Below are 20750 nucleotides of genomic sequence, written 5' to 3'. Positions count from 1 at the left end.
GCGGCCTCCCCCCGCCGCGGGGGGGGCGCGCGCCCCCCGCCCGGGCGTAACCCGGCGCGGGGCCGGCCGCCCCCGCGGCCGTGGTCCGGGGGGGCTGGAGCCAGGCGGCCACCGCGCCGAGGGCGACCACCGCGGCGCCCACCCAGAGCGAGGGGCCGAGCCCGTCCACGAAGTTCTGCGGGGACGCGTAGCCGCCCTGGGCGGAGAAGACCGAGGCGAGGGCCGCGATACCGAGGGCGCCGCCGACCTCGCGCAGGGCGTTGTTGGCGCCGGACGCGATGCCCTGCTCGGACGGAATGACGCTGGCCATCACCAAACTCGCCGCCGGCGCGAAGTACAGCGCCATGCCGACGCCGCTGATGATCAGGGCGGGCAGCTGGGCGGCGTACGACACATCGGTGGCCACGACGGCCGCGAACCAGCCGAGGCCGATGGCCTGGAGGGCGAGTCCCACGGTGACGACCGGGCGGCCGCCGATCTTGTCCGAGAGGTAGCCCGCGATGGGGGCGACGAGCATCGGCATGCCGGTCCAGGGCAGCATCCGCAGGCCGGCCTCGGTGGGCGAGTAGCCGAGCACGGTCTGCAGGAACTGGCTGAGCAGGAAGATCGCGCCGAACATCCCCACGAACATCAGCAGGCTCGCCGCGTTGATCGCGGAGAAGGCTCGGCTGCGGAAGAGCCGCATCGGCAGCATCGGGTTCTTGCCCCGGATGCCGTGCCGTACGAAGCCGGCGAGCAGCGCGAAGCCCACGATCAGACCGGTGAGGACCGGCACGCTGGTCCAGCCGTCGATGTTGCCGCGGATCAGCGCGTAGACGATCCCGAAGAGGCCGCCGCTGGCCAGCACGGTCCCGGTGAGGTCGAGCGGCGCCCCCGTGCCGTGCGACTCGGCAAGGCGGAGCCGCGCGAGCGGCAGCAAGGCGAGGCCGAGCGGGACGTTCAGCCAGAAGATCCACTGCCAGGACACATGCTCGGTCAGGCTGCCGCCGATCAGCGGACCACTGGCGACCGCGAGGCCGTTGACGGCGCCCCAGATGCCGTACGCCATACCGCGCTTGGCCGCGGGCACCGCCGCCGTCAGCAGGGTCAGCGTCAGCGGCATCATGATCGCGGCGCCGACTCCCTGCACCGCGCGGGCGGCGATCAGAGCCTCGATGCCGGGCGCGAGGGCGGCGGCCGCGGAGGCTGCGGTGAAGATCGCGATGCCCACGACGAAGAGCTTGCGGCGGCCGAAGCGGTCCCCCAGGGCGGCGCCGAACATGAGGAGCACGGCGAAGGTGAGGGTGTAGGCGCTCACCGTCCATTCGAGGTCGTGCAGCTCTCCCCCGAAGTCCTCGCGGATGGCGGGCAGGGCCGTGGTGACCACGAGATTGTCGAGTGCCGCCATGAATCCGGCGACGCCGGTGATGACGAGGGCCCAGGCGACTCCCCCGCGCTGTGCCGTCTGCTGAGACATTGCTTCCCCCTATGGTTAGTTATTGCTGACTAACTCATGTGGGCGCAAAAACGCGCCCCTGCGTGACGCGCGTGACTCACCCCTTGGGCCGCACCGACTCGTAGAAGCCGGTCCACACCCGGTGATCGGGCTGGAACCCCATCGACACCAGGACATTGACCAACATCCCGTACGCAAGGAACTGCGTCGCCTCGCCGATGTCCGCCCCCATCGCGAGGCGAACCGTGTCGTACATCTCCATCCAGGCGGCCCGCACCGCCTGGCCGAACTCCCGATCGCCGGACTCCTCGGCGGAGGCCACGGCGACGTACATCTGCATCTGCATGAGCAGCTTGTCCGGATCGTCGGCGATGAGCGCCTGATAGGCCTGACCCATGGCATGCACCGCCTCCTCCCCCTCCAGCCCTTCGGCCGCCTTCTGGAAGACCGCGGTGGTCTCCTGGCAGCAGCGCACGGACGCCGCGAGGAAGATGGCCTGCTTACCCGGGAAGAGCCGGAAGAGATACGGCTGCGAGACACCCACCCGCTTGGCGATCACCTCGGTGGAGGTGCCCTTGTAGCCACCGCGGGCGAACTCGATCATCGCCGCGCGAATGACGCTCTCGCGTCGCTCTTCTGCGCTCATCCTGACCATGTGACTAAGTTAGTGGTCAATCACTACTTACGTCAACAGGTAGCGGCCATGAGTGAGCGGGAGGGACAGCACACGAGTAAGGGGCACCCGCAATGGACGAGTGCCCCTTACCCTCTGTCACTTCCGCTGCCGCGCGGAGCCGCCGTACGGATCAGGCGAGCTGGACCACGGCGCGAGACATCCCGAGCACTTTCTGGCCCGCACTCATCGCCACCAGGTCGACCCGGACGCGGTTGTCGTCCAGCTTCTGGGCGACCTTGCCGCTGACCTCGATCAGCGCGCCCTTGTCGTCGTTCGGGACCACGACGGGCTTGGTGAAGCGCACGCCGTACTCGACGACGGCGGCCGGGTCGCCCGCCCAGTCCGTCACGACGCGGATCGCCTCGGCCATGGTGAACATGCCGTGCGCGATGACGTCGGGCAGACCGACCTCGACCGCGAACTTCTCGTTCCAGTGGATCGGGTTGAAGTCACCGGAGGCGCCCGCGTACCGCACGAGCGTGGCGCGCGTCACGGGGAAGCTCTGGACCGGCAGCTCGGTGCCGACCTCGACGCCCTCGTACGAAATCTTCGCCGTCATCGCCTCACACTTCCTCTGCCGCGGGCTCCGCCGCACGCGCGACGAGCTTGGTCCACGCGGTGACGACGTGCTCGCCGGCCTCGTCGTGGACCTCACCGCGGATGTCCAGGATGTCGTTGCCCGCCATGGACTTGATGGCCTCGATGGTCGAGGTGACCGCGAGCCGGTCCCCCGCACGCACCGGCCGGGTGTACGCGAACTTCTGGTCGCCGTGCACGACGCGGCTGTAGTCGAGCCCCAGCTGAGGATCCTCGATGACCTGGCCCGCGGCCTTGAAAGTGATCGCAAACACAAAAGTCGGCGGGGCGATCACATCGGAGTGGCCATAGGCCTTGGCCGCTTCCGCGTCGGTGTACGCGGGATTCGCGTCACCCACCGCCTCGGCGAACTCACGGATCTTCTCCCGGCCGACCTCATAGGGCTCGGTGGGCGGGTAGGACCGCCCCACGAAGGACTGGTCGAGCGCCATGGACTCGGCACCTCCTGCAGGTTGGGGTAAACGACACGAGGCCGCCCCCAGCAATCGGGGACGGCCTCGTGTACGAGCCTGTGTTTAGCGCGTTTCGCGGTGCGCAGTGTGCGCGTTGCAGCGCGGGCAGTGCTTCTTCATCTCAAGACGGTCCGGGTCGTTACGCCGGTTCTTCTTGGTGATGTAGTTCCGCTCCTTGCACTCCACGCAGGCCAGCGTGATCTTCGGGCGGACGTCTGTGGCAGCCACGTGAGTGCTCCTTGACGGACGGATGGACGGATGAACGCATAAAAGAGTAGCCGATCGGAGGACCGACCCCACAATCGGCTACTACTAGTAGTAGCGGTGACCGGACTTGAACCGGTGACACAGCGATTATGAGCCGCTTGCTCTACCGACTGAGCTACACCGCTGCGATGCCGGATCCCCTCGCCCGAAGGCGAGGATCAACCAACATCAGAGCCCCAATGCGGAATCGAACCGCAGACCTTCTCCTTACCATGGAGACGCTCTACCGACTGAGCTATTGGGGCGAGCGATGAAGACATTACACGGTTGGTCGCCGATCGCCCAAATCCGTTTCGCCGGAGCTGTCCAGGGGCATCGAGAGGGCCGTCTCAGCCACCTCACCACGTCACTTCAGCGCCTCTCGGCACACCCGTGAAACGCCCCGCACCACACCGGTACGACTATTGCGCCCTTCCTCGAAGAGGGCCGGTCGTCGCCCTAGGCTCGACTCACGCTGCGTGATCTTGGACGTCCTGATCGGGTACGCCGTGCCGCCGGGACCGCAGCCGCCCCCGAACCTCAGGAGCGCGATGCCCGACAGCCAGCCGCAGCCCCATTCCTCCGGCTCGTCCGGTTCCGGCTCCTCCGGTGACGACGCTCCCGACACCACGGCGCTGCTGCTCTGCGGCGCCCGGCTGACCGACGGCCGGACCGTGGACGTACGACTCGGCTCGGGGCGCATCGAGGCGGTCGGCACGGCGGGCAGCCTCACCGCGCACGCCGCGCGGGTGGACCTCGGCGGCTATCTCCTGCTCCCGGCGGCCGCAGAGCCGCACGCGCACAGCGACACCGCGCTGTCGGCGGACCTGGAAGGGCCGGTCTCGTACGACCTTCCGGACGTCCAGCGGCGGGCCACCGAAGCGGCTCTGCTGCAGCTCGGGCACGGTGCGACGGCGCTGCGCTCGCATGTGCGGATCGGCGACGTCCAGGGGCTCACGTCGATGGAGGCGGTGCTCCAGGCCCGGCGTTCGCTGCGCGGGCTCGTCGATCTGACGGCCGTGGCCGTGCCCCGGCTGCTGACCGGTGTGGCCGGGGCCGACGGCCTCGCGATGCTGCGGGACGCGGTGAAAATGGGCGCCTCCGTAGTGGGCGGCTGCCCCGATCTGGACCCCGATCCTACGGGGTACGTGGAGGCAGTGCTCGAAGTCGCGGCGGAGCACGGCTGCCCCGTCGACCTGCACACGGACGGCAGCGATCCGGCGCGCCTGGGGCGGCTCGCCGCGATGGCGGGCGGGCTGCGGCCCGGGGTGACGATCGGCCCGTGCGGCGGCCTTGGCCGGCTGCCGTCGGACGTGGCCGCGCGGACCGCCGATCAGCTGGCGGCAGCCGGGGTGACCGTGGTCTGCCTGCCGCAGGGCGGCTGCGGGAGCGTGGACCGGCGCGGCGCGGTCGCCCCGGTGCGGCTGCTGCGGGCCGCCGGGGTGCGGGTGGCCGCGGGCAGCGGGGCCATGCGGGACGTGTCGAACCCGGTGGGGCGCGGCGACCCGCTGGAGGCCGCCTACCTGCTCGCGTCGCGCTGCGGGCTGCGTTCCGAGGACGCCTACGGAGCGGTGAGCGGGGCCGTCCGGTCGGCCATGGGGTTCCCCGAGGTCCGCGTGGAGGCGGGCTTCCCCGCCGAACTCCTCGCGGTGCGGGGCGATCGCCTCTCGGGCGCGCTTTCGCTCGCGTACAGCCGCATCGTGGTGCACCGGGGGCGCGTGGTGGCGCGGACGAGTGCGGTGCGGGAGTACTGCGATTCGGCGGCCGCCGTGGCCCTCGATCTGCCGCGCCAGGGGCGGGCGAACAAGGCGGGGCCGGGGCAGCCGAAGGGCGAAGAACCGTCCTGAGGGCGCGCGCCCGTTCGATGCGTGCTCCCGCGCGCGCGGGGCGATCATGCGGGGGCTGCCGTACGGTCGGAGACATGCGCATTGTCATCGCTGGAGGTCATGGTCAGATCGCGCTGCGGCTCGAGCGGTTGCTCGCCGCACGGGGTGACGAGGCGGTCGGGATCGTCCGCAAGGCCGGGCAGGACGCCGACCTGCGGGCGGCAGGTGCCGAAGCGGTCCTGTGCGACCTGGAGTCGGCATCCGTCGACGAGGTCGCGGGGCATCTGGAAGGCGCCGACGCGGCCGTGTTCGCGGCGGGCGCCGGACCGGGCAGCGGGGCCGACCGCAAGAACACCGTGGACCGGGACGCGGCCGTGCTGTTCGCGGACGCGGCGGAGCGCGCCGGAGTGCGGCGCTACGTAGTGGTGTCGTCCATGGGCGCGGACCCCGCCCACCAGGGCGACGACATCTTCGACGCCTATCTCCGCGCCAAGGGCGAGGCCGACGCCTACGTGCGCGGGCGTGCGGCCCTGGACTGGACGATCCTGCGCCCGGGGATGCTGACGGACGACGCGGGCACCGGTCTGGTCCGCCTGGAGGCATCGACCGGACGCGGGCCCATCCCGCGTGACGACGTGGCCGCGGTGCTCGCCGAGCTCGTCGATTCGTCGGCGACGGCGGGGCTGACGCTGGAGCTGATCAGCGGTTCGACGCCGGTGTCGGTGGCGGTCAAGTCCGTTGCGGGGAACTGAAGTCCACTGACCGGGGGGACCCATTGACCGACGAGGTGCCGGCCGCGCAGGAAGCGCTGCTGCGGCAGATGTACGCCGTCTTCAGTACGGATGAGCGCGATGCGTTCATCCCGCGCTCGCTGGCGCCCGACGTTGACTGGCCGAACCTCCTGGACGACACCCGTGCCCATGGCATCGCGGAGGTCCGGGCCTACTGGGCACGGCAGTTCGCGGTGATGCACCCACTGGTGCACCTGGAACGGCTGCGGCTCGACGACGACGGACGCCGGGTCGTGGCGACCGTGCGGCCCGGACTGCGGGACGAGGCGGGCGACCACTGGGCGCCGAAGACGGTCGAGCACGTCTACAGCTTCCGCGCCGACGGTCTGGTGAGCCGGATGGACGTACGACAGCGCTGATCGGGCGGCCTTGACCGCACCGGCGGCTCCGACGCCCTGTGTGGCCGCGTGAGCGCCTCAGAACAGCGGGAGCTGGCCGGGGAACTCCGGCACCGCGTAGCCGTCCAGAGCGGGCTGTGCGGCGCCGAGCTGGGCCTGTCTGCGGGATCCCGGGCAGGAGATCAGCTCGCCGCTGCCGCGCGGGCCCGGCGGGTCGTGGCGGGCGAACCGGCCTCCGACGACAGCGATTTCGCGGCGGCACTCGGGGCAGTTCCTGCGGCGGGACGACATGGCCCCAGCGTACGAAAAGACCCCCTCCGCCTTGCGTTTCCGCAAGACCGGAGAGGGTCTCCTTCGCGTGGCGGCGCCAGGATTCGAACCTGGGAAGGCTGAGCCGGCAGATTTACAGTCTGCTCCCTTTGGCCGCTCGGGCACACCGCCATGTTTGCTGCCCCTGTTCCGCTTGCGCGGCGCTCCGTGGCAACGACGTAAACCATACCTGATGGGTAGGGGTGCTTCGCCACCCGATTGATCAGCGCCCGGCCGGGGGGCGGTGGCTAGGCTTTGCGGGTGCGGCCAGGGACCGACGGCCGTGCACCAGCTGAGTACGCAGACCCCGATACAAGGAGCCACAGGACATGGCCGACTCCAGTTTCGACATCGTCTCGAAGGTCGAGCGGCAGGAGGTCGACAACGCCCTCAACCAGGCCGCCAAGGAGATCTCGCAGCGCTACGACTTCAAGGGCACGGGCGCCTCGATCGCCTGGTCCGGCGAGAAGATCCTGATGGAGGCGAACGGCGAGGAGCGGGTCAAGGCGATCCTCGACATCTTCCAGTCCAAGCTGATCAAGCGTGGCATCTCGCTGAAGTCGCTGGACGCGGGCGAGCCGCAGCTGTCCGGCAAGGAGTACAAGATCTTCGCCTCGATCGAGGAGGGCATCTCGCAGGAGAACGCCAAGAAGGTCGCCAAGATCATCCGCGATGAGGGCCCCAAGGGCGTCAAGGCGCAGGTCCAGGGCGACGAGCTGCGGGTCAGCTCGAAGAGCCGGGACGACCTGCAGGCCGTGCAGGCGCTGCTCAAGGGGCAGGACTTCGACTTCGCGGTGCAGTTCGTCAACTACCGGTGATCAACCGGCCTGACCTGCACGGACGTTGCTAGGCAGACTTAGCAGGGCACAACGGGGGCACATCGCCGAGGACAGCCTCGACGGCGGCCCTCGTTGTGTCCTCCTCGTCCGGCCATAGATGCGTGTACGTGTCGAGCGTGATCGACGGCTTGGCATGGCCGAGCCGCTTCTGCACCGTCTTGACGTTCTCGCGGTGCTTGATCAGGAGCGAGGCGTAGAAGTGGCGTAGGTCGTGCAAGCTGGCGCCGTCCGGCACCTCGACGCGGGACGGTTCGCCGCCCTCGGGCCTGCCGCTCCGGACCCACGCGGCGTACGCCTTGCTGTACGCCGCGCCGAGCGCCTTGTTCGCGTTCTGCCGGGATCTCCGCCACACGTGCGACCAGGCGCCACGCCGGACCACCTCGCGGTAGTCGTTGAGGAAGAGCAGCTGCGCCGTTCGATGACGCGGCTTGCGCGGGTCGGTCCGGTCCTCGATCTTCACGCCGTTCGCGGGGAACTGCTCAAGATGTGCGGCGAGGGCGTCCACGGCCGCTTTCGTCAGCGGCACCGTGCGGTAGCTCTCGTGCGTCTTGGGCTCGCCGAGGTAGGGCTCGCCGTCGTCCGGGTCGATGAGCTGCTGACGCACCTTCACCTCACGGCGCAGGAAGTCGATGCAGTCGACCTCTAGGCCGAACAGCTCCCCCTGTCGCAGCCCGGATGACGCCGCGAGCAGGTACAGGGCGCGGAACCTCGGCGCTGCTGCATCGATGAGTGCGCGGACCGCGTCGGCGTGTAGGGGCGTGATCTCGGCTCTCCGTTGCCGGGGCAGTCTCACGCCGTCGCACGGACTGCTCGCGATGATCCGGTCTCGAACGGCCGTCCGCAGCGGCGTGACCAAGTAGGCGTAGGTGACGGTCAGAGTCGAAGGCGCGAGCACCTGCGACCGATCCTTGATCCATGCCTGTATGTCCGACGGCCGGATACTGGCTACTGGACGATCACCGAACGTCGGATAGATGTGGTTGCGCAGCCCACGCTCGACGCGTGACGCCGAGGTGGGGCGGTGCACGGCGGACGTGCGCCACCGCTCGGCGACGGCCCGGAAGCTTTCCTTGCCCGCAGCGGGGTCGACGTACAGACCGCGGTCGAGGTCGGCCTTGACGGTGGCCGCGCGCGTATCAGCCGCGGCGCGCTTGTCGAAGTTCTCCTTGCGCTGCTTGCCGCTCGCGTCGCGCCAACGGACCTGCCACCGCTTCCCCTTGCCGTGCTCGCCGCTAGGGACGAGTTTGCGGGTCTTGCTGGTGTGCTCGGCGCACGCCTTGTCGTCCTCGCCCGGGTGCGACTTGTGCCATCGGTCGTAGACCTCAGCCATCCGTTTCCCTCCCCTTTCTGGTCACCTTCATGGGCCCGAAGTCCGCGGGGTCGAGCTGCTCGGGCTCCCCGCGTTGTTCCTCGTACGCCTTCACGACCGGTTCCAGCTCGGCCGCGAGCGCACGCGTGATGTGGCCGCGCGCGGACTGGAGCGCCCGCTTCCCCTCGGGTAGCTCGCCCCGCGCCCGCAGGCGCGCCTCGCGCTCCTCGGCGAGGCCGTGCCCCCAGGTCTCGCGGGCAGCGTGCGCGACGTAGTGCGGCGTGGTGTTGAGGCGCTTGGCCGCCTTCGACTCCGCCTCGTCGGGCTGGGCCAGATATCGGGTCTCCACGCCCTTCGGCCACGGTGAACGCTCCGACAGTGCCGTCATCGCGCGCATCGCGCGTTCGGCCATTTCCTCGCCGCTTTGGTCGCTCCACCCCTTCACGTGCCATCCGCCCGGAGCCCGGAACGCCGCGGCCCTCGGGTTGTAGTCGCCGCCGAGCACACGCCGCGCTTCACGGCCATAGACAGTGAGTTGAGAGGTCAGTCGCACCGTTTCCGACTCTTGCGGCAGCAGCTCGCCCAGTGGGCGCCCGTAGAGCAGCGGCAGCATGACCAACTCAGTGGCAGAGAGGGCCCGTTGCCCTCTCTCGATCTGCCGCACGGTTGGCCGGTGCCATGAGAGCCCGAGCCGCTGCGCGGCTTGCGCCACGTCTTCCGCGGTACTGCCCTTCTCCTCGCGTACGGCTTGCAGATGCCGCCCCAGGGCTTCGCCGAACGTGGGCGCCTCGGCTACCGCCTGCACCCATCGCTCGTCGGCGTCCGCGTCGGAGATCTCCGCCGAGCCCTCGGCTCGATCTCGTTCGTTGCCATCACTTTCCATCATGGAGCGAAACGATACCTTCCGCTGGACAGCGGCGCGAGAGATCACTAACTTTCGAGAGAAAGAATTTCCTCCGCTTCATCTCGAAGGAGTGCCCTTGTCCAGCGCCCGCCCCGCACAAGCCCCTCAGCTGTCCCGCCGGAAGCTCGCCACCGCGCGTGAACTCGCCGACTACTGCGGGGTGCCGCTCGCCACCGTGTACCAGTGGAGCCACCGCGGAGGCGGCCCCCGAATGATCAAGGTGGGCCGCCACCTGCGTGCCAGATGGGAAGACGTCGAGCGGTGGCTCGATGAGCACACCGTCGACGGTGCCGCGTGAAGGGCGTTGACCGCTTGACTGCCTCGACTCCCGCCCCGCTGCGCGTAGCCCTCTGGCTGGCCTCTCAGGGATACGCAGTGCACCCGCTCGCCCCGGGCCTGAAGGTGCCCGTACGCGGTTGCGACCGCTGCTCACCGGGCACGGCCGAACGCCCGAACCCTGCCTACGTCGAGCACGACGGGCGCGCCTGCGCCTGCCACGCCGACGGACGCCCCTGTCACGGGGTGCTCGCCGCCACCACCGACGCCGACCGCATCGCCGCGTGGTGGGCGCGCACGCCCGCCGCCGGGGTCGGCGTCGCCGCCGGGCCGTCCGGGCTGGTGATCCTCGACGTCGACTGTCACGGCGGCGACGTGCCGACCGCCCCCGAGCGGCTGCTGCCCGGCGTCGAGCTGCCCGCCAACATCGCCCCGGGCAGCGTCCTCGACGGCCGCGACGTCCTCGCGCTGCTCGTCGAGGCGCGCCGCGCCACACTGCCCGGCTGCGCACCGGAAACCCTCACCGTGCGCACCCCGTCCGGCGGCGTGCACTACTGGTTCCGGGCCCCTGCCGGTACGCGGTGGCGCCCGCAAGCGGGGGCACTCGGCTGGCAGCTCGACGTGCGCGCCGGATCGTCATACGCCGTCGCCCCCGGCACCGTCACCCGATCCGGCACGTACACCGTGCTCGGCGACTGCCGCATGGTCGCCGAGTTGCCCGTGTGGCTCGCCCGCGACCTCGACCGCACCGGGCATCGTGTGCGTCCCGAGCGGCCCCGTGTGACTCTGCCGTGGCGCTCGCGCAGCATGGGCAGCGGGTACGTGGCTGCTGCCGTCGAGGCCGAGCTGCGTGCCGTCGCCGAGGCGCAGCCCGGCACCCGTAACGACGCTCTCAACCGGGCCGCGTTCAGTCTCGGCACCCTGTGCGGCGCGGGCCGTCTCGATGGTGCTCAGGTCGCTGATGTCCTCGCCGACGCCGCCCGGCACGCCGGGCTGCCCGAGCGCGAGGCCGCCGCCGCAATCCGCTCGGGACTGGTCGCAGGCGAGCGGCACCCGCGCACCCTGGCCGGGGCCGCCGCGTGACCCATGTCCCTGCCTTCGATCCGACCGCCGCCGCGCGCTCCGTGGTCCCCTTCCGCCGACCGGAAGCGGGCGCGCAGCAGCCGCCCGCCCCGCAGCAGGAACGCCAGCCGCCGCAGGCGGAGGTGCTGCGCGTGCTCGGGCAGAACCGTTTCCGGTATCTGCACCACAACGGCGCCCCGTACGCCGTTCCGTACGACGGCCCGCCCGTCGCCGTGCCGCTGCGCGCCACCGCCCACACGGGCACGGGCAGCCTGCGCCAGCACCTCATCCGCGCGTACCTCACCGAGCAGAACCGCACCCCGTCGCAGTCCGCGCTCGCCGACGCCCTCGCGGCCCTCGACGCGCTCGCCATGCACGCGGTCGAGGTCGAGCTGCCGCTGCGCATCGCTGCCGACCCGGACGCCCCCGCCGTAACGTGGCTCGACCTCGGGCGCCCCGACGGGGAGTCGGTACGCCTCTCCCCGGACGGCTGGATGCTCACGTATCCGGACGTCGAGACGGGGCCCGTGTGGCGCCGCAGCCGACTGGTTCGGCCACTGCCGCGCCCGGACCGGGTCTCAGGTGGCTGGCGGGCGGGCATCGAGGAGTTCGCCGCGCTGCTGCCGTTCACCGCCGAGACGCTGCCGCTTGCCGTCGGCTGGCTGCTCGCCGCCCTGCGGCCGGACATTCCCCGCCCGGTCGCCTACCTCACGGGCGAGCAGGGCACGGGCAAGAGCACATCGGGACAGATGCTCGCCGGGGTCATCGAGGGCGCCCGCGCGCCGCTGCGGCAGGCACCCGAGTCCCTGCGTGACCTTGGGCCGATCACCGCCGCCGGGTGGGTGCTCGCCCTCGACAACCTCTCGGGCCTGCCCGGCTGGCTGTCCGATGCCCTGTGCCGCATCGTCACCGGCGACGCGCAGGTGACCCGCGCCCTGTACACCGACGACGACGTGAACGTACTCACCTACCAGCGGCCCGTACTGCTCACCGGCATTGACCTCGGCGCGCTGCGCAACGACCTCGCCGAGCGCATGCTGCCGCTCGAACTCCAGCCGATCCCGAGGGACAAGCGGCGCACCGCGGGCGCCCTGTGGGCCGCGTACGAGCGGGCACACCCGCGCATCCTCGGAGCGCTGCTCGACCTCGCCACCGAGGTGTGGGCCGACCTCCCGCACGCCGCCGCCGACCTGACCGAGCGCCCGCGCCTGGCCGACTTCGCCGAGCTGCTGCACGCCCTCGACCGCGTCACCGGATGGCACAGCCTCGACGCGTTCCACGCCACCCAAGACGCGCTGAACGAGACAGTCCTCGACGGTCACCCGGTCGCCGCCGCACTGCGCGAGTGGACCGTCTCCCCCTCCTTCCCGCCCCAAGGCTGGACGGGCACCATGGCCGAGCTTCACCGGCTGCTCGGCAGCGACGGGCGCGGCCTCGCCGACGGATGGCCCAAGACGCCCGCCGTCCTCAGCGCCCGCATCCGCCAGGTCGCCCCCGCGCTCCGCTCCCGAAGTATCCACGTGGCCCGTACCTCGGGCAGCAACAAGCACGGCAAGGTATGGGCCGTGACCTACGCCCCGCCGTCATGACCCGCCACCGCACACCCAACACGCCCCGGTCGGCACTGCCGACCGGGGCGCAGCCGTCTCTCGGGGGACGCAGGGGGACGCGCAGGGGACGACGGGGGACGCACCCCGCACCGCGCAGCGCCCCCCGCAACTTCCCTCCCCTGCCCACGCAAACGGACGAACCGCCCCACCAGGGGGACGCGGGGGACGCTGTAACCCCCTCTCCTCTCTGTCCTGATGAGAAGAAGGGGGAAGAAGGTAGAGAGCAGCCCGGAAAGTGCGTCCCCCACGTCCCCACCGTCCCCGTCTGCCCGGCGAAGCACCGTGCTACGACCGGTCGCGCCTCTCGCGCGGGCGCGCATCCGGTTCCGCCTACTCCCGCGCGCAAGAGGCGAGCCCGCGCGACCGGTCGCGACCCTTCCCACGCGCGCGAGTGTCAGTCTCGCGTCGCCCCTTCGGGCCAGAGCACGCAGACCGGCACGCCCTTGCCCTCGGCGTAGGCAACTACGTCCGCCGTACCGCCGTAGCCGCGGGCCGGTTGTCCGTCCCATACCGCGAGCAGCGTGTCGGCCTGGTCGACGAGTAGTTCGCTGCCTGTCATGTGGGCGTGCGAGCCGGAGCCGTCGAGCCCCGTGCGGTGTACCGCCGAGGCACGGCGCAGCAGTTCGTCGTACGTGGGGTGGTGCCAGTCGGGGAGATCGGCGCGGTACTGCTCGGCCGGCAGCACGACCTCGATCCGGCCGCCGTGGTCGAGCACGGCCTGCGCGAACCAGGCGTCGGGGCCGTCCGCGATGCAACTCACCCCGACCAACTCGGCAGGGTCGTACGCTTTGACCGCCTCGGCCAGGGCGCTGCGTACCTGCTGCTCGACCTCGGGGGACAGCCCACGGTGACCAGTGATCGCGACTCTCATGTCTTCCTCTCGTCTACAGGTAAGCGTCGTGCAGCCGCGTATCGAATTCGCGGACGACGGCTGGCGGGGTCGCCGAGGAGTAACTGCGTCGGAACGTGCGGGCCCGCTCGACCACACGGCCGGAACGCAGCCGCAGCCCCACGTCGAGCGAGCGAGCCGCGAGGGCGAACGCGGTGTCGAGGTGTCCCGACGCCATGTGGCCGCTCGCTACGTCGAGGCCGAGCAAGGCCCGCTGCTTCTCGTGGTTCGAGGAGAGCGCGGCAGTGGCGTCGTCGAGTGAGGTGAGTACCCATCGGGGTCGGGCAAGGCGCGCCCCGCAGGTGACCCGCGCCGCTGCGACCTTGCGCAGGTCGAACGCGAACACCCATGGCCACGGCGGCGGTTCCTCGCCCGGGATCTGCTCAACCTCGGCTGTGCTGGCGAGTAGCGCCCGCTCGGTGGCCCGCTCGTCTCCAGCCGTGGCGTGCGCGACCGCTTCGAGGGAGGACAGCCACGCCGCCGCGATGGCCGGCCGTTCGCTGCCGAGCTGTCGCCGCGCCCCGCGGATCAGACTCATCCCCTGCGCGACGTTGCCCGCTTCGACCTCGAACTGCGCGAGGCTGCCCTGCTGGTACGCAATCAGCAGCGGGTCTCCGGACCGCCGGGCCGCCTTGATCGCCGCCCCGTACCAGGTCCGGGCCGAGCCAGCGTCGGCCATGTCCCAGCTCAACCAACCGGCGAGGCTGGCCACTTCGCTCCCTACGGCCGCGAGGCGCGCGCGGGTGGCCTGGTCGAGTGCCTGCGCCGCCACGGTCTGAACGAGCCGCATGTGCCCCTGCACGGTGTCGGCGAGCTGCCGCGCGGGAACGCTCGCGTCCATGCGCCGGAACGCGGTCGTAGCAACGCGCAGCACGTCCGCCTGCTCGACTCCCCAATTGGGGAGTCGGGGCGGTGCCGCGCTCAGTACCCGGGTCGCCGCCGTCGCTGCCACTCCGGTGAGGAATTGACGCCGTTCCACTGGGTCGTGCCCTTCCGCCGGCGCGACAGAGGCCGCGCCGTTGTCTGCGAGGCCGACCAGTCCGGGCGCAATGCCGAGGTGGTGGGCGGCCCTCGCGAGGGTGGTCATGTTGTAGTCGGCCACACCCCGCTTCTCCATCCGGGATACCGCGGACTGCGATAAACCGCACGAGTCACCGAGCTGCCGCTGAGTCAACCGGGCGGCCCGACGCGCGAGTTCGATCACCCGCCCGTAGTCGCCGGTCCTCGCCGCCTCTCTCGCGGCGCTGTCCGACCAGTTCATGCGTGCCTGCCTCTCCCCCACGGTAGGTACGGCGCACCGGGTTTGCGAGCGGGGAAATGCGGCCGACGCATACGCGCATGAGCCGTGCGCATCAATGCTCGTACGCCCCTTGCTTCGGGCGGTTCCCTCATCTCCCCGGCTTCATTCCGCGAGGAGAGAGTGACAGCGATGCAGCGCCGATCTACCTGGACGCAAAGACTCACCCAGCCGAAGCTACTCGCGGCAGGTGACGACTGGGACGCGGTTCGCGTCGCCGCCGACATCGGGGTGCGCGCAGTCCGTGACTTGGAGGCGCGCGGCGTACCGGTCGGGCCTGTGCTGCATGACCTGTGCAGCGGGCAGACGTACTTTCTCACCCCGCCCGGTACGGCTCACGGCTGGCAGCAGGACGGTACGCGGGCGCTCGGCGCTGGTTCGTGGGTCGTGCTTGCTCCACCCGGATGGGATGGGCTGCTGCGATGGGTGAGCGAGCCGACGAGCGGCGGCCCCGCCCACACCGCGACCGACGACCTCGCCGCCGCCCTGGTAGCCGCGGTCGCCACCGTCGAGGAGGCAGGCCGGTGAGTCGCGCCGGAGAGATCAGCTACGCCGGGCCGAGCCCGCTCGGGGAGAGCGGCTACCGCACCGGCTTGACGTGGAACACCAGCAGCCGCGCCCGCGCCCGCGCCGCCTCGATCGTCGCCGAGCACCGGACCGAGCGGACCGAAGTCGTACGCGACGCACACCTGCGCTTCGAGTGGGCCGCACACGCCGTGCGCTCCCCCGAGCTGCTCACCGTCGTACAGGAGACGATCGGCGAATCGGTCGCCGTCGAGAACACCTTCCTGATGATCAAGTGGCCCGGTCGCGACTTCCCCGTGCCCTGGCACCAGGACGGGACCAACCCGCGCATGCAACTCGACCCCGCGCGGTCCGTCGCCGCCTGGCTGGCCGTGACCGACGCGACCACCGTCAACGGCTGCTTGCAGGTGATCCCCGGTTCACACGCCGCTGGTTACCACGGCTACCGCCGGGAGGAGAGCGGCGCCAAGCGCGGCAAGGCACTCGGTGTGCAGGGCATGTTCAACGGCCCGCACGACCGCGGGGTGTGGCTGCCGCTCGACGCCGGCCAAGCCTGCCTGATGGACGCACGGCTCATTCACCGCTCGGACAGCAACAGCACGGTCGGCGCCCGCATCGGCCTGAACATCCGCTACGTCGCTCCCGGCGCGATCCGGTCGAGCGGCTCCCACAGCCCCAGCCTGTACCCGCTCAGCGGGTCGGACTGGTGACCCACAAGGCACCATCGGCAACGAGAGGAGCACCACCGTGTCCATCCTCGAAACCAGCGCCCCACCGATCACCCGCGTACGGGTACTCACCGGCGAGGACGTCGACCCTGCCCGCAGGGGCGACAAGACGGTGATCGCGTTCAGCCACTGCCGTTACTACTGCCCCGACGCCGCCACCGTAGAGCGGTGCGTCGAGCACCTGCGCGCGAGCGACGAGCGGCTGCGCTCGCGCCCCGACGAGCAGATGCTCTGGGACTGGGAGTGCACCTACTTCGAGGCCGACCCCGACAACGAGAATGGCGGCGGGACCGTGATTCTCGGCGTCGCCTGGTACGACCGCGCGTTCTTCGACGACCGCCGCGGAGCCTGGTTCGGCGCCATGCACACCCGCATCTACGGCGAGATCGGAGTCCCCTTCGAGAACGTCACCGTGCAGCACTGGCTCGCCCTCGAAGCAGCACAGTGGAGGCCCGGGCCGCAGTCGGCGTAGCCATCCGGCACCGACCAGTCTTCTAGTAGGCCCCTCGGCACCGATCTCCGGGCGCACCACCCTGGATCTGCCCTGGGTTTCGGCTGGCCATCACGCGGCCTAACTGGACTACAGGCATCCCGCTTCTCACACCGCTTGAGAAGCGGGACGCTCCACGTCATGAGCGTAGGCATCGACCTCTTTGTCAGGGACAGCTGGTTCTAGGTCCAGAAGACGGTCATCATGTAGGGCTGCCAAGCAGACCGACTGGTGGCTGGCAGGGCCTGTAAGGCACAAGAGGCATGTTCGAGCGCGAAAGGCGTATCGTCTGCCCATGGGAGAGTCCCCCGGGCGACGATCGTCGAGCCGCCGGCACCACACAGTGCCCCGCTTCTACTTGAAGCGGTTCGCCAACGCGGACGAGCGGATCATGCGCGTACCTCTCTGCGGCGAGCAAGCTCCTCGCCTGTGCGGGGTAAAGGATGTCGCGGTGCACAACGACTTCTACTCATACCCCGATGGCAGCGGACAGCTGGATGACTCTGTCGAGATCGCACTCTCCAAGCTGGAGGGGGATGCCGCCCGTGTGTTCCGGATGGTGGTCGAAGAAGAGTGCTGGCCGCTGCCAGGACCCGAACGAAAGACCATGGCGCGCTGGACCGCTGCTCAGTACCTGCGGGTTCCGGCCAGGCGGCAGGCTGCCAATGAGATGTTCGACGACCTCACGAAGATCACGTTGGCGGTCGGAGGGAAGCAGGAGCTACGCAAACGGCTCGAAGCGGAATCTGGAGGACCTGTCTCTGACGAAGAGGTCGAGCGGAAGTGGGCCGAGAAGACCGACTTCTCCAGCTACACGGTGAAAGCACCGGTTCTGCATCACCTAGCGAGCATGGCAGGCGGCATCTCGGCGGCATCTGATGTGTTGATGCAGCGCGGTTGGGTGTTGTACCGCTTCAAGCGCAAAGCGTTGATCACCTCTGACCACCCTGTGAGCCTCGTACGCGACCCTCGGACACCGCATTGGCTGGGTGCGGGCCTGGCCACGGCGGAAGCGGTCGTGATCCCACTCGACAGGCGGGTGGCGCTCATGATGTCGACCCCCGGAATTCCGGACCGAACGAAGTCACCAAGTGCAGCACTGGCCTGGGACTTCAACCAACGGTCCGCCTATGGCGCGCGTTCGGCGGTCTTCCACCATCCAGACGACACGCCTCTCGTCGGCGTGGAGTTGCCTTCCAAGCGGACACGAGAAATGCGGGCCAGCCACAACCCAGAGGACTTCATCCGGCCGGAACCCCCTCCTGGCGCGTGATCCCGGCAGTACCGGGACAAAGCCTCCACTCATCCCGGGCGGCCCCGCGAGGCGCTGGGTCCCGCCGGGTCCCGAAGTTCACGTGAGACTAGACCGCGCTCCAGGCGGCTGCCTGCCTCCATCACGCGGCGAGGGCCGAGGCACGTCTGCCGCTACTCCGCGGCCACCTCGCGCTCCCGAGCCGCTGCGGGCAAGGACACGGCCACGTCGGGTCGCAGCAGCCGACAGCCCACGATCAGCGCGGCCAGCGCCGAGCCCGCCACCATGACACCACCCGCCACGAACGCGCCGCGCGGCGAGGCGTCGACCAGGAACGGCAGGAGGAGCATCCCGGCCGTGCCACCGGTACGGATCACGGTCTGGTCAACGGACATGAGCCGCAGCCGCTCGGCGGCCGCGAACGCACCGAGGTGCGCTCGCAGGGTGACGCTCGTCGCGGGAGTCACGAGACCAGTCACCAGGGCGAGCAGCACCAGGGCGGGAAGATGCAGCACCAACCCCATGCATGCCGTCGCAAGGCCCTGCACCGCCCACGCGCCGCAGTAGACGCGCAGCCAGCCACCCGAACGCCGGTTACTGGCCAGCGGGTTGCCCAGCAGCGCCCCGACTCCGACGGCCGCAGTCACAAGCCCGTAGACGGCCGCCCCGGCGCCATATCTGGTGGCGAGCAGCGCGGGCATCCCCACCGCCGATACGGCCGAGCCGAACAGCGCGACGCCGTGTAGCCCGACCGCCAGCCCGACACGGGGGTGCGCCCGCAGTAGCGGCCATGCCCGAACCGCCGAACGCGTGTTGCCGGGACGCTCTATCGCCCCGTCGCCCGCTGCCACGGCGTACCGGCGCGCCAGCCACCCGAGCGCCACCGCCGACACGGCGAACGTCACGCCGTTCAGCGCGAAGAGCTTTACCTCGGAAACGGCGAGTAGCAGCAGACCGATACTCGCCGGCCCTGCGATCCGGGCAATACGCCCCGTGAGGTCGAACAGTCCCGTGACTTGCTGCACTCGCTCGGGCTCGACGAGATCGGGCACTAGGGCGCCGAGGTTCGGATCGAAGAGCGCCCCGAGAGTGCCGAGCAGCAGCACCCCGGCGAGCAACAACCCCACGCCGTACGCATCTGGCGACCACAGAAACGGCAGCGCGACCGCAACCAGGGCCCGTGCCGCGTCGACCCATGCCAGCCGCCCGAACGTCGAGAACCACGCGACGACGTGACGCCCTGCCGTCCCGAGCGCGATGTAAGGCACTGACTCGACGACCGCCACCAGGCCCATGAGCGACGCAGAGCCAGTCGAGGCGTAGACCACCCACATGACCGCGAGCGCGTACAGGCGATCCCCGAGCACAGACAGGCTCTGCGCCAGCCACAGCACCAGTACGGGCCGCTGCCGCAGCAAGCGCAGGTAGCTCAATGTGCCCTCCGGGGCGAACCGCGCCAGACCAGAAGCAAGCGCCCCGGTCGAATCGGCGCCAACCCTAGGCCCATGCGATGGCACCAGTCGCGGGGTTCCCGAGGCCTCACACGAACGCGGCAAAGTTGCCGATGCAGTTCAGCGGAAAGACGTGGTCACGACATGCGCTGCCGTTCTAACCTGCGCAGATGATCCGGGAAGACGAGGCCAACGGTCCTGCCGTGTCGGCAGGTGATGCCGGCCCACGGGCGATCAGGCTGCACTTCACCGAGCCCACACACCCCTTCCCGGAAGATGGGGACGACCCGCTGCTCGACTTCCTCGTGAGGGCACGCGGCGAATTCGTCAACGTTGAGGTATCGGTGCGCACCTGGCGAGGTGACGGGCTCGATTCCTTCCTCGCGGAATTGGCTGAGGACTTCCGGGGATGGGAGGGCGCGCGCACGTGGGGTTCCCTTGAGCATGACCTGACCCTCTCGGCGGAGCACAGTCCGGGTGGCTACGTCCGCCTGACATGGGGGCTCCACGACCGACCACCATCCGACGAATGGCATTTCGCCGCCACCACCGTCCACGCCGCGGGTGAGGACATGCGCCGCCTCGCCGCCGACATCCGAGCCTTCCTCGCGAGTTGCCCCTGACGCCTGAGGCCCCGACCTGGCTCATTCACGCTCTGTGCATCGACGCTGCCCCGCAGTACCGTCCCCGCTCATGAGGGGGATCTGGACGTACTGGGGCTACATAGCAGCGGCGGCTCTGGTCGTTGCCTGGGGCAGTGGAGCTGCCACCGCTGTGATCGTGGTGCTCTCGCTGGCGGTCGTTGCGTACGCGACATTTCAGCTTCCCGTGTGGTGCGGAGCAGTGAACCGCAACGGCACTTACTGCCGACGCAACGCCTCGGGAATCTTGATGGGCTGCAATCTCCGCCAGCATCGGTGGCAGAAGATGAAGATGGTTGTTCTGCGGAGCAAGGCAGGAGACGTCTCAAGGGCGGTCTTCCCGTCCGCCAAGGAGAAGTTCGGGGCGTTCATCGCGGTCGGCGGTCTCGCATCCGCCGTCGCAGCCGTGATCGTGCCAGTGGTGACCGGCTGAGGCCGGTTGTTGCCCCTGCCCTACGTTCTGCGGCCATGTGCCTGCCCTGGTGAGCCGCCAGTCGTCGGTCACTGAGAGAGCGTGGCAAGCGAGCTGCGGGTGACCTCCGCCCTGAGTGTTGAGCCATATCCGAGGGCACAGCGAGGGCACATGGCCCTAGAAGATCGCGGAAAACTGCGGCAACTACCAAAAGTAGTTTTCGCAGGTCAGGACAGCTGTGATGGAGTCCGTGCAGGTCAGACGATCAAGCGGGAAGTTCGTCAACTACCGGTAGTTCACGGTCGTACGACTACCGAGGGGCGGGGGCCCGGCCGGGGGCCCCCCCCCAGTACACGCCCCCCATATGCGGCTCCCGGCCCGGTCTCCCCCCGCCG

24 protein-coding genes and 3 tRNA genes are annotated in these 20750 nt (G+C 70.0%); 13 read left to right on the top strand and 14 right to left on the bottom strand.

Annotated features, from left to right (window positions below):
• The 7 genes from ACFWY6_RS29710 to ACFWY6_RS29680 form a co-directional block, all read right to left on the bottom strand.
• Positions 1-1456, bottom strand: a 1456-nt coding sequence (locus ACFWY6_RS29710) for a DHA2 family efflux MFS transporter permease subunit (protein WP_384696646.1), incomplete at its 3' end; no start/stop codon positions are given.
• 76 nt (positions 1457-1532) lie between these two features.
• Positions 1533-2090, bottom strand: a complete 558-nt coding sequence (locus ACFWY6_RS29705) for a TetR/AcrR family transcriptional regulator (protein ID WP_384696643.1) — start codon at positions 2088-2090, stop codon at positions 1533-1535.
• 151 nt (positions 2091-2241) lie between these two features.
• Positions 2242-2670, bottom strand: a complete 429-nt coding sequence (locus ACFWY6_RS29700; RefSeq protein WP_384696640.1) for a MaoC family dehydratase — start codon at positions 2668-2670, stop codon at positions 2242-2244.
• 4 nt (positions 2671-2674) lie between these two features.
• Entirely contained in the window at positions 2675-3139 is a 465-nt protein-coding gene (locus ACFWY6_RS29695; protein WP_360768450.1) for a MaoC family dehydratase N-terminal domain-containing protein, read from the bottom strand.
• 84 nt (positions 3140-3223) lie between these two features.
• Positions 3224-3388: a 50S ribosomal protein L33 gene (gene rpmG / locus ACFWY6_RS29690; RefSeq protein ID WP_004571794.1), complete on the bottom strand. Its 165-nt coding sequence runs from the start codon at positions 3386-3388 to the stop codon at positions 3224-3226.
• A gap of 91 nt (positions 3389-3479) precedes the next feature.
• Positions 3480-3552 (bottom strand) — tRNA-Met (locus ACFWY6_RS29685).
• 47 nt (positions 3553-3599) lie between these two features.
• Positions 3600-3672: transfer RNA gene (locus ACFWY6_RS29680), tRNA-Thr, on the bottom strand.
• 285 nt (positions 3673-3957) lie between these two features.
• Between ACFWY6_RS29680 and ACFWY6_RS29675 the strand changes: the two genes are divergently transcribed.
• The 3 genes from ACFWY6_RS29675 to ACFWY6_RS29665 all read left to right on the top strand — a co-directional run bounded on the left by ACFWY6_RS29675 (position 3958) and on the right by ACFWY6_RS29665 (position 6382).
• On the top strand, positions 3958-5253 hold the full coding sequence (locus ACFWY6_RS29675) for an amidohydrolase family protein (protein WP_384696649.1): 1296 nt from the start codon (positions 3958-3960) through the stop codon (positions 5251-5253).
• Positions 5254-5327: 74 nt separating this feature from the next.
• The gene (locus ACFWY6_RS29670) at positions 5328-5984 is read left to right on the top strand and encodes an SDR family oxidoreductase (RefSeq protein WP_361812415.1); all 657 of its coding nucleotides are present in this window, start codon (positions 5328-5330) and stop codon (positions 5982-5984) included.
• A 23-nt stretch (positions 5985-6007) separates the two neighbouring features.
• The gene (locus ACFWY6_RS29665; protein WP_384696637.1) at positions 6008-6382 is read left to right on the top strand and encodes a nuclear transport factor 2 family protein; all 375 of its coding nucleotides are present in this window, start codon (positions 6008-6010) and stop codon (positions 6380-6382) included.
• A gap of 57 nt (positions 6383-6439) precedes the next feature.
• On the opposite strand, the gene ACFWY6_RS29660 is transcribed toward ACFWY6_RS29665, so the two are convergent.
• Both ACFWY6_RS29660 and ACFWY6_RS29655 read right to left on the bottom strand, forming a co-directional pair.
• Positions 6440-6652 (bottom strand): hypothetical protein, encoded by a 213-nt coding sequence (locus tag ACFWY6_RS29660; protein WP_360768441.1) that lies wholly within the window; start codon positions 6650-6652, stop codon positions 6440-6442.
• A gap of 68 nt (positions 6653-6720) precedes the next feature.
• Positions 6721-6802 (bottom strand) — tRNA-Tyr (locus tag ACFWY6_RS29655).
• Between the two features lie 197 nt (positions 6803-6999).
• On the opposite strand from ACFWY6_RS29655, the gene ACFWY6_RS29650 reads away from it, so the two are divergent.
• Positions 7000-7488, top strand: a complete 489-nt coding sequence (locus ACFWY6_RS29650; protein ID WP_055564526.1) for a YajQ family cyclic di-GMP-binding protein — start codon at positions 7000-7002, stop codon at positions 7486-7488.
• A 28-nt stretch (positions 7489-7516) separates the two neighbouring features.
• Here the strand turns inward: ACFWY6_RS29650 and ACFWY6_RS29645 are convergent, their stop codons facing one another.
• A complete protein-coding gene (locus tag ACFWY6_RS29645) occupies positions 7517-8839 on the bottom strand; it encodes a tyrosine-type recombinase/integrase (protein ID WP_384696633.1) in 1323 nt (440 codons plus the stop codon).
• Positions 8832-9704: a helix-turn-helix domain-containing protein gene (locus ACFWY6_RS29640; protein WP_384696630.1), complete on the bottom strand. Its 873-nt coding sequence runs from the start codon at positions 9702-9704 to the stop codon at positions 8832-8834. Before ACFWY6_RS29640 ends, ACFWY6_RS29645 begins: the two co-directional genes overlap by 8 nt.
• A 94-nt stretch (positions 9705-9798) precedes the next feature.
• Here ACFWY6_RS29640 and ACFWY6_RS29635 point away from each other — a divergent pair, with 94 nt between their 5' ends.
• The 3 genes from ACFWY6_RS29635 to ACFWY6_RS29625 are packed head-to-tail and all read left to right on the top strand — an operon-like array spanning position 9799 to position 12649.
• A complete protein-coding gene (locus ACFWY6_RS29635; RefSeq protein ID WP_384696627.1) occupies positions 9799-10020 on the top strand; it encodes a helix-turn-helix transcriptional regulator in 222 nt (73 codons plus the stop codon).
• A complete protein-coding gene (locus ACFWY6_RS29630) occupies positions 10017-11081 on the top strand; it encodes a bifunctional DNA primase/polymerase (protein ID WP_384696624.1) in 1065 nt (354 codons plus the stop codon). The genes ACFWY6_RS29635 and ACFWY6_RS29630 overlap by 4 nt, the downstream gene beginning before the upstream one ends.
• The gene (locus ACFWY6_RS29625; RefSeq protein ID WP_384696621.1) at positions 11078-12649 is read left to right on the top strand and encodes a hypothetical protein; all 1572 of its coding nucleotides are present in this window, start codon (positions 11078-11080) and stop codon (positions 12647-12649) included. The genes ACFWY6_RS29630 and ACFWY6_RS29625 overlap by 4 nt, the downstream gene beginning before the upstream one ends.
• Positions 12650-13064: 415 nt before the next feature.
• On the opposite strand, the gene ACFWY6_RS29620 is transcribed toward ACFWY6_RS29625, so the two are convergent.
• Both ACFWY6_RS29620 and ACFWY6_RS29615 read right to left on the bottom strand, forming a co-directional pair.
• On the bottom strand, positions 13065-13541 hold the full coding sequence (locus ACFWY6_RS29620) for a hypothetical protein (protein ID WP_384696618.1): 477 nt from the start codon (positions 13539-13541) through the stop codon (positions 13065-13067).
• Between the two features lie 13 nt (positions 13542-13554).
• A complete protein-coding gene (locus ACFWY6_RS29615; protein ID WP_384696615.1) occupies positions 13555-14820 on the bottom strand; it encodes a multiprotein-bridging factor 1 family protein in 1266 nt (421 codons plus the stop codon).
• A 168-nt stretch (positions 14821-14988) separates the two neighbouring features.
• Here ACFWY6_RS29615 and ACFWY6_RS29610 point away from each other — a divergent pair, with 168 nt between their 5' ends.
• The 4 genes from ACFWY6_RS29610 to ACFWY6_RS29595 all read left to right on the top strand — a co-directional run bounded on the left by ACFWY6_RS29610 (position 14989) and on the right by ACFWY6_RS29595 (position 17872).
• Positions 14989-15384 carry a hypothetical protein gene (locus ACFWY6_RS29610; RefSeq protein ID WP_384696612.1) on the top strand — a complete coding sequence of 132 codons (396 nt, stop codon included), beginning with the start codon at positions 14989-14991 and terminating at the stop codon, positions 15382-15384.
• Positions 15381-16091 (top strand): phytanoyl-CoA dioxygenase family protein, encoded by a 711-nt coding sequence (locus tag ACFWY6_RS29605; RefSeq protein WP_384696609.1) that lies wholly within the window; start codon positions 15381-15383, stop codon positions 16089-16091. The genes ACFWY6_RS29610 and ACFWY6_RS29605 overlap by 4 nt, the downstream gene beginning before the upstream one ends.
• 37 nt (positions 16092-16128) lie before the next feature.
• Positions 16129-16581 (top strand): hypothetical protein, encoded by a 453-nt coding sequence (locus ACFWY6_RS29600; RefSeq protein ID WP_384696606.1) that lies wholly within the window; start codon positions 16129-16131, stop codon positions 16579-16581.
• Positions 16582-16894: 313 nt separating this feature from the next.
• Positions 16895-17872 (top strand): DUF4238 domain-containing protein, encoded by a 978-nt coding sequence (locus ACFWY6_RS29595; RefSeq protein WP_384696603.1) that lies wholly within the window; start codon positions 16895-16897, stop codon positions 17870-17872.
• A gap of 152 nt (positions 17873-18024) precedes the next feature.
• On the opposite strand, the gene ACFWY6_RS29590 is transcribed toward ACFWY6_RS29595, so the two are convergent.
• Positions 18025-19284, bottom strand: a complete 1260-nt coding sequence (locus ACFWY6_RS29590; protein ID WP_384696600.1) for an MFS transporter — start codon at positions 19282-19284, stop codon at positions 18025-18027.
• Between the two features lie 188 nt (positions 19285-19472).
• Here ACFWY6_RS29590 and ACFWY6_RS29585 point away from each other — a divergent pair, with 188 nt between their 5' ends.
• Positions 19473-19925 (top strand): DUF6228 family protein, encoded by a 453-nt coding sequence (locus ACFWY6_RS29585; protein WP_384696597.1) that lies wholly within the window; start codon positions 19473-19475, stop codon positions 19923-19925.
• Positions 19926-19995: 70 nt separating this feature from the next.
• Entirely contained in the window at positions 19996-20376 is a 381-nt protein-coding gene (locus ACFWY6_RS29580) for a hypothetical protein (RefSeq protein ID WP_384696594.1), read from the top strand.
• Positions 20377-20750 lie beyond the last annotated feature (374 nt).

Origin of the sequence: Streptomyces sp. NPDC059037 (genome assembly GCF_042740015.1) — a bacterium.
GTDB lineage: Bacteria > Actinomycetota > Actinomycetes > Streptomycetales > Streptomycetaceae > Streptomyces.
The sequence above is the reverse complement of the archived record's forward strand: the minus strand, read 5'-3'. Positions and strand labels throughout refer to the sequence as shown.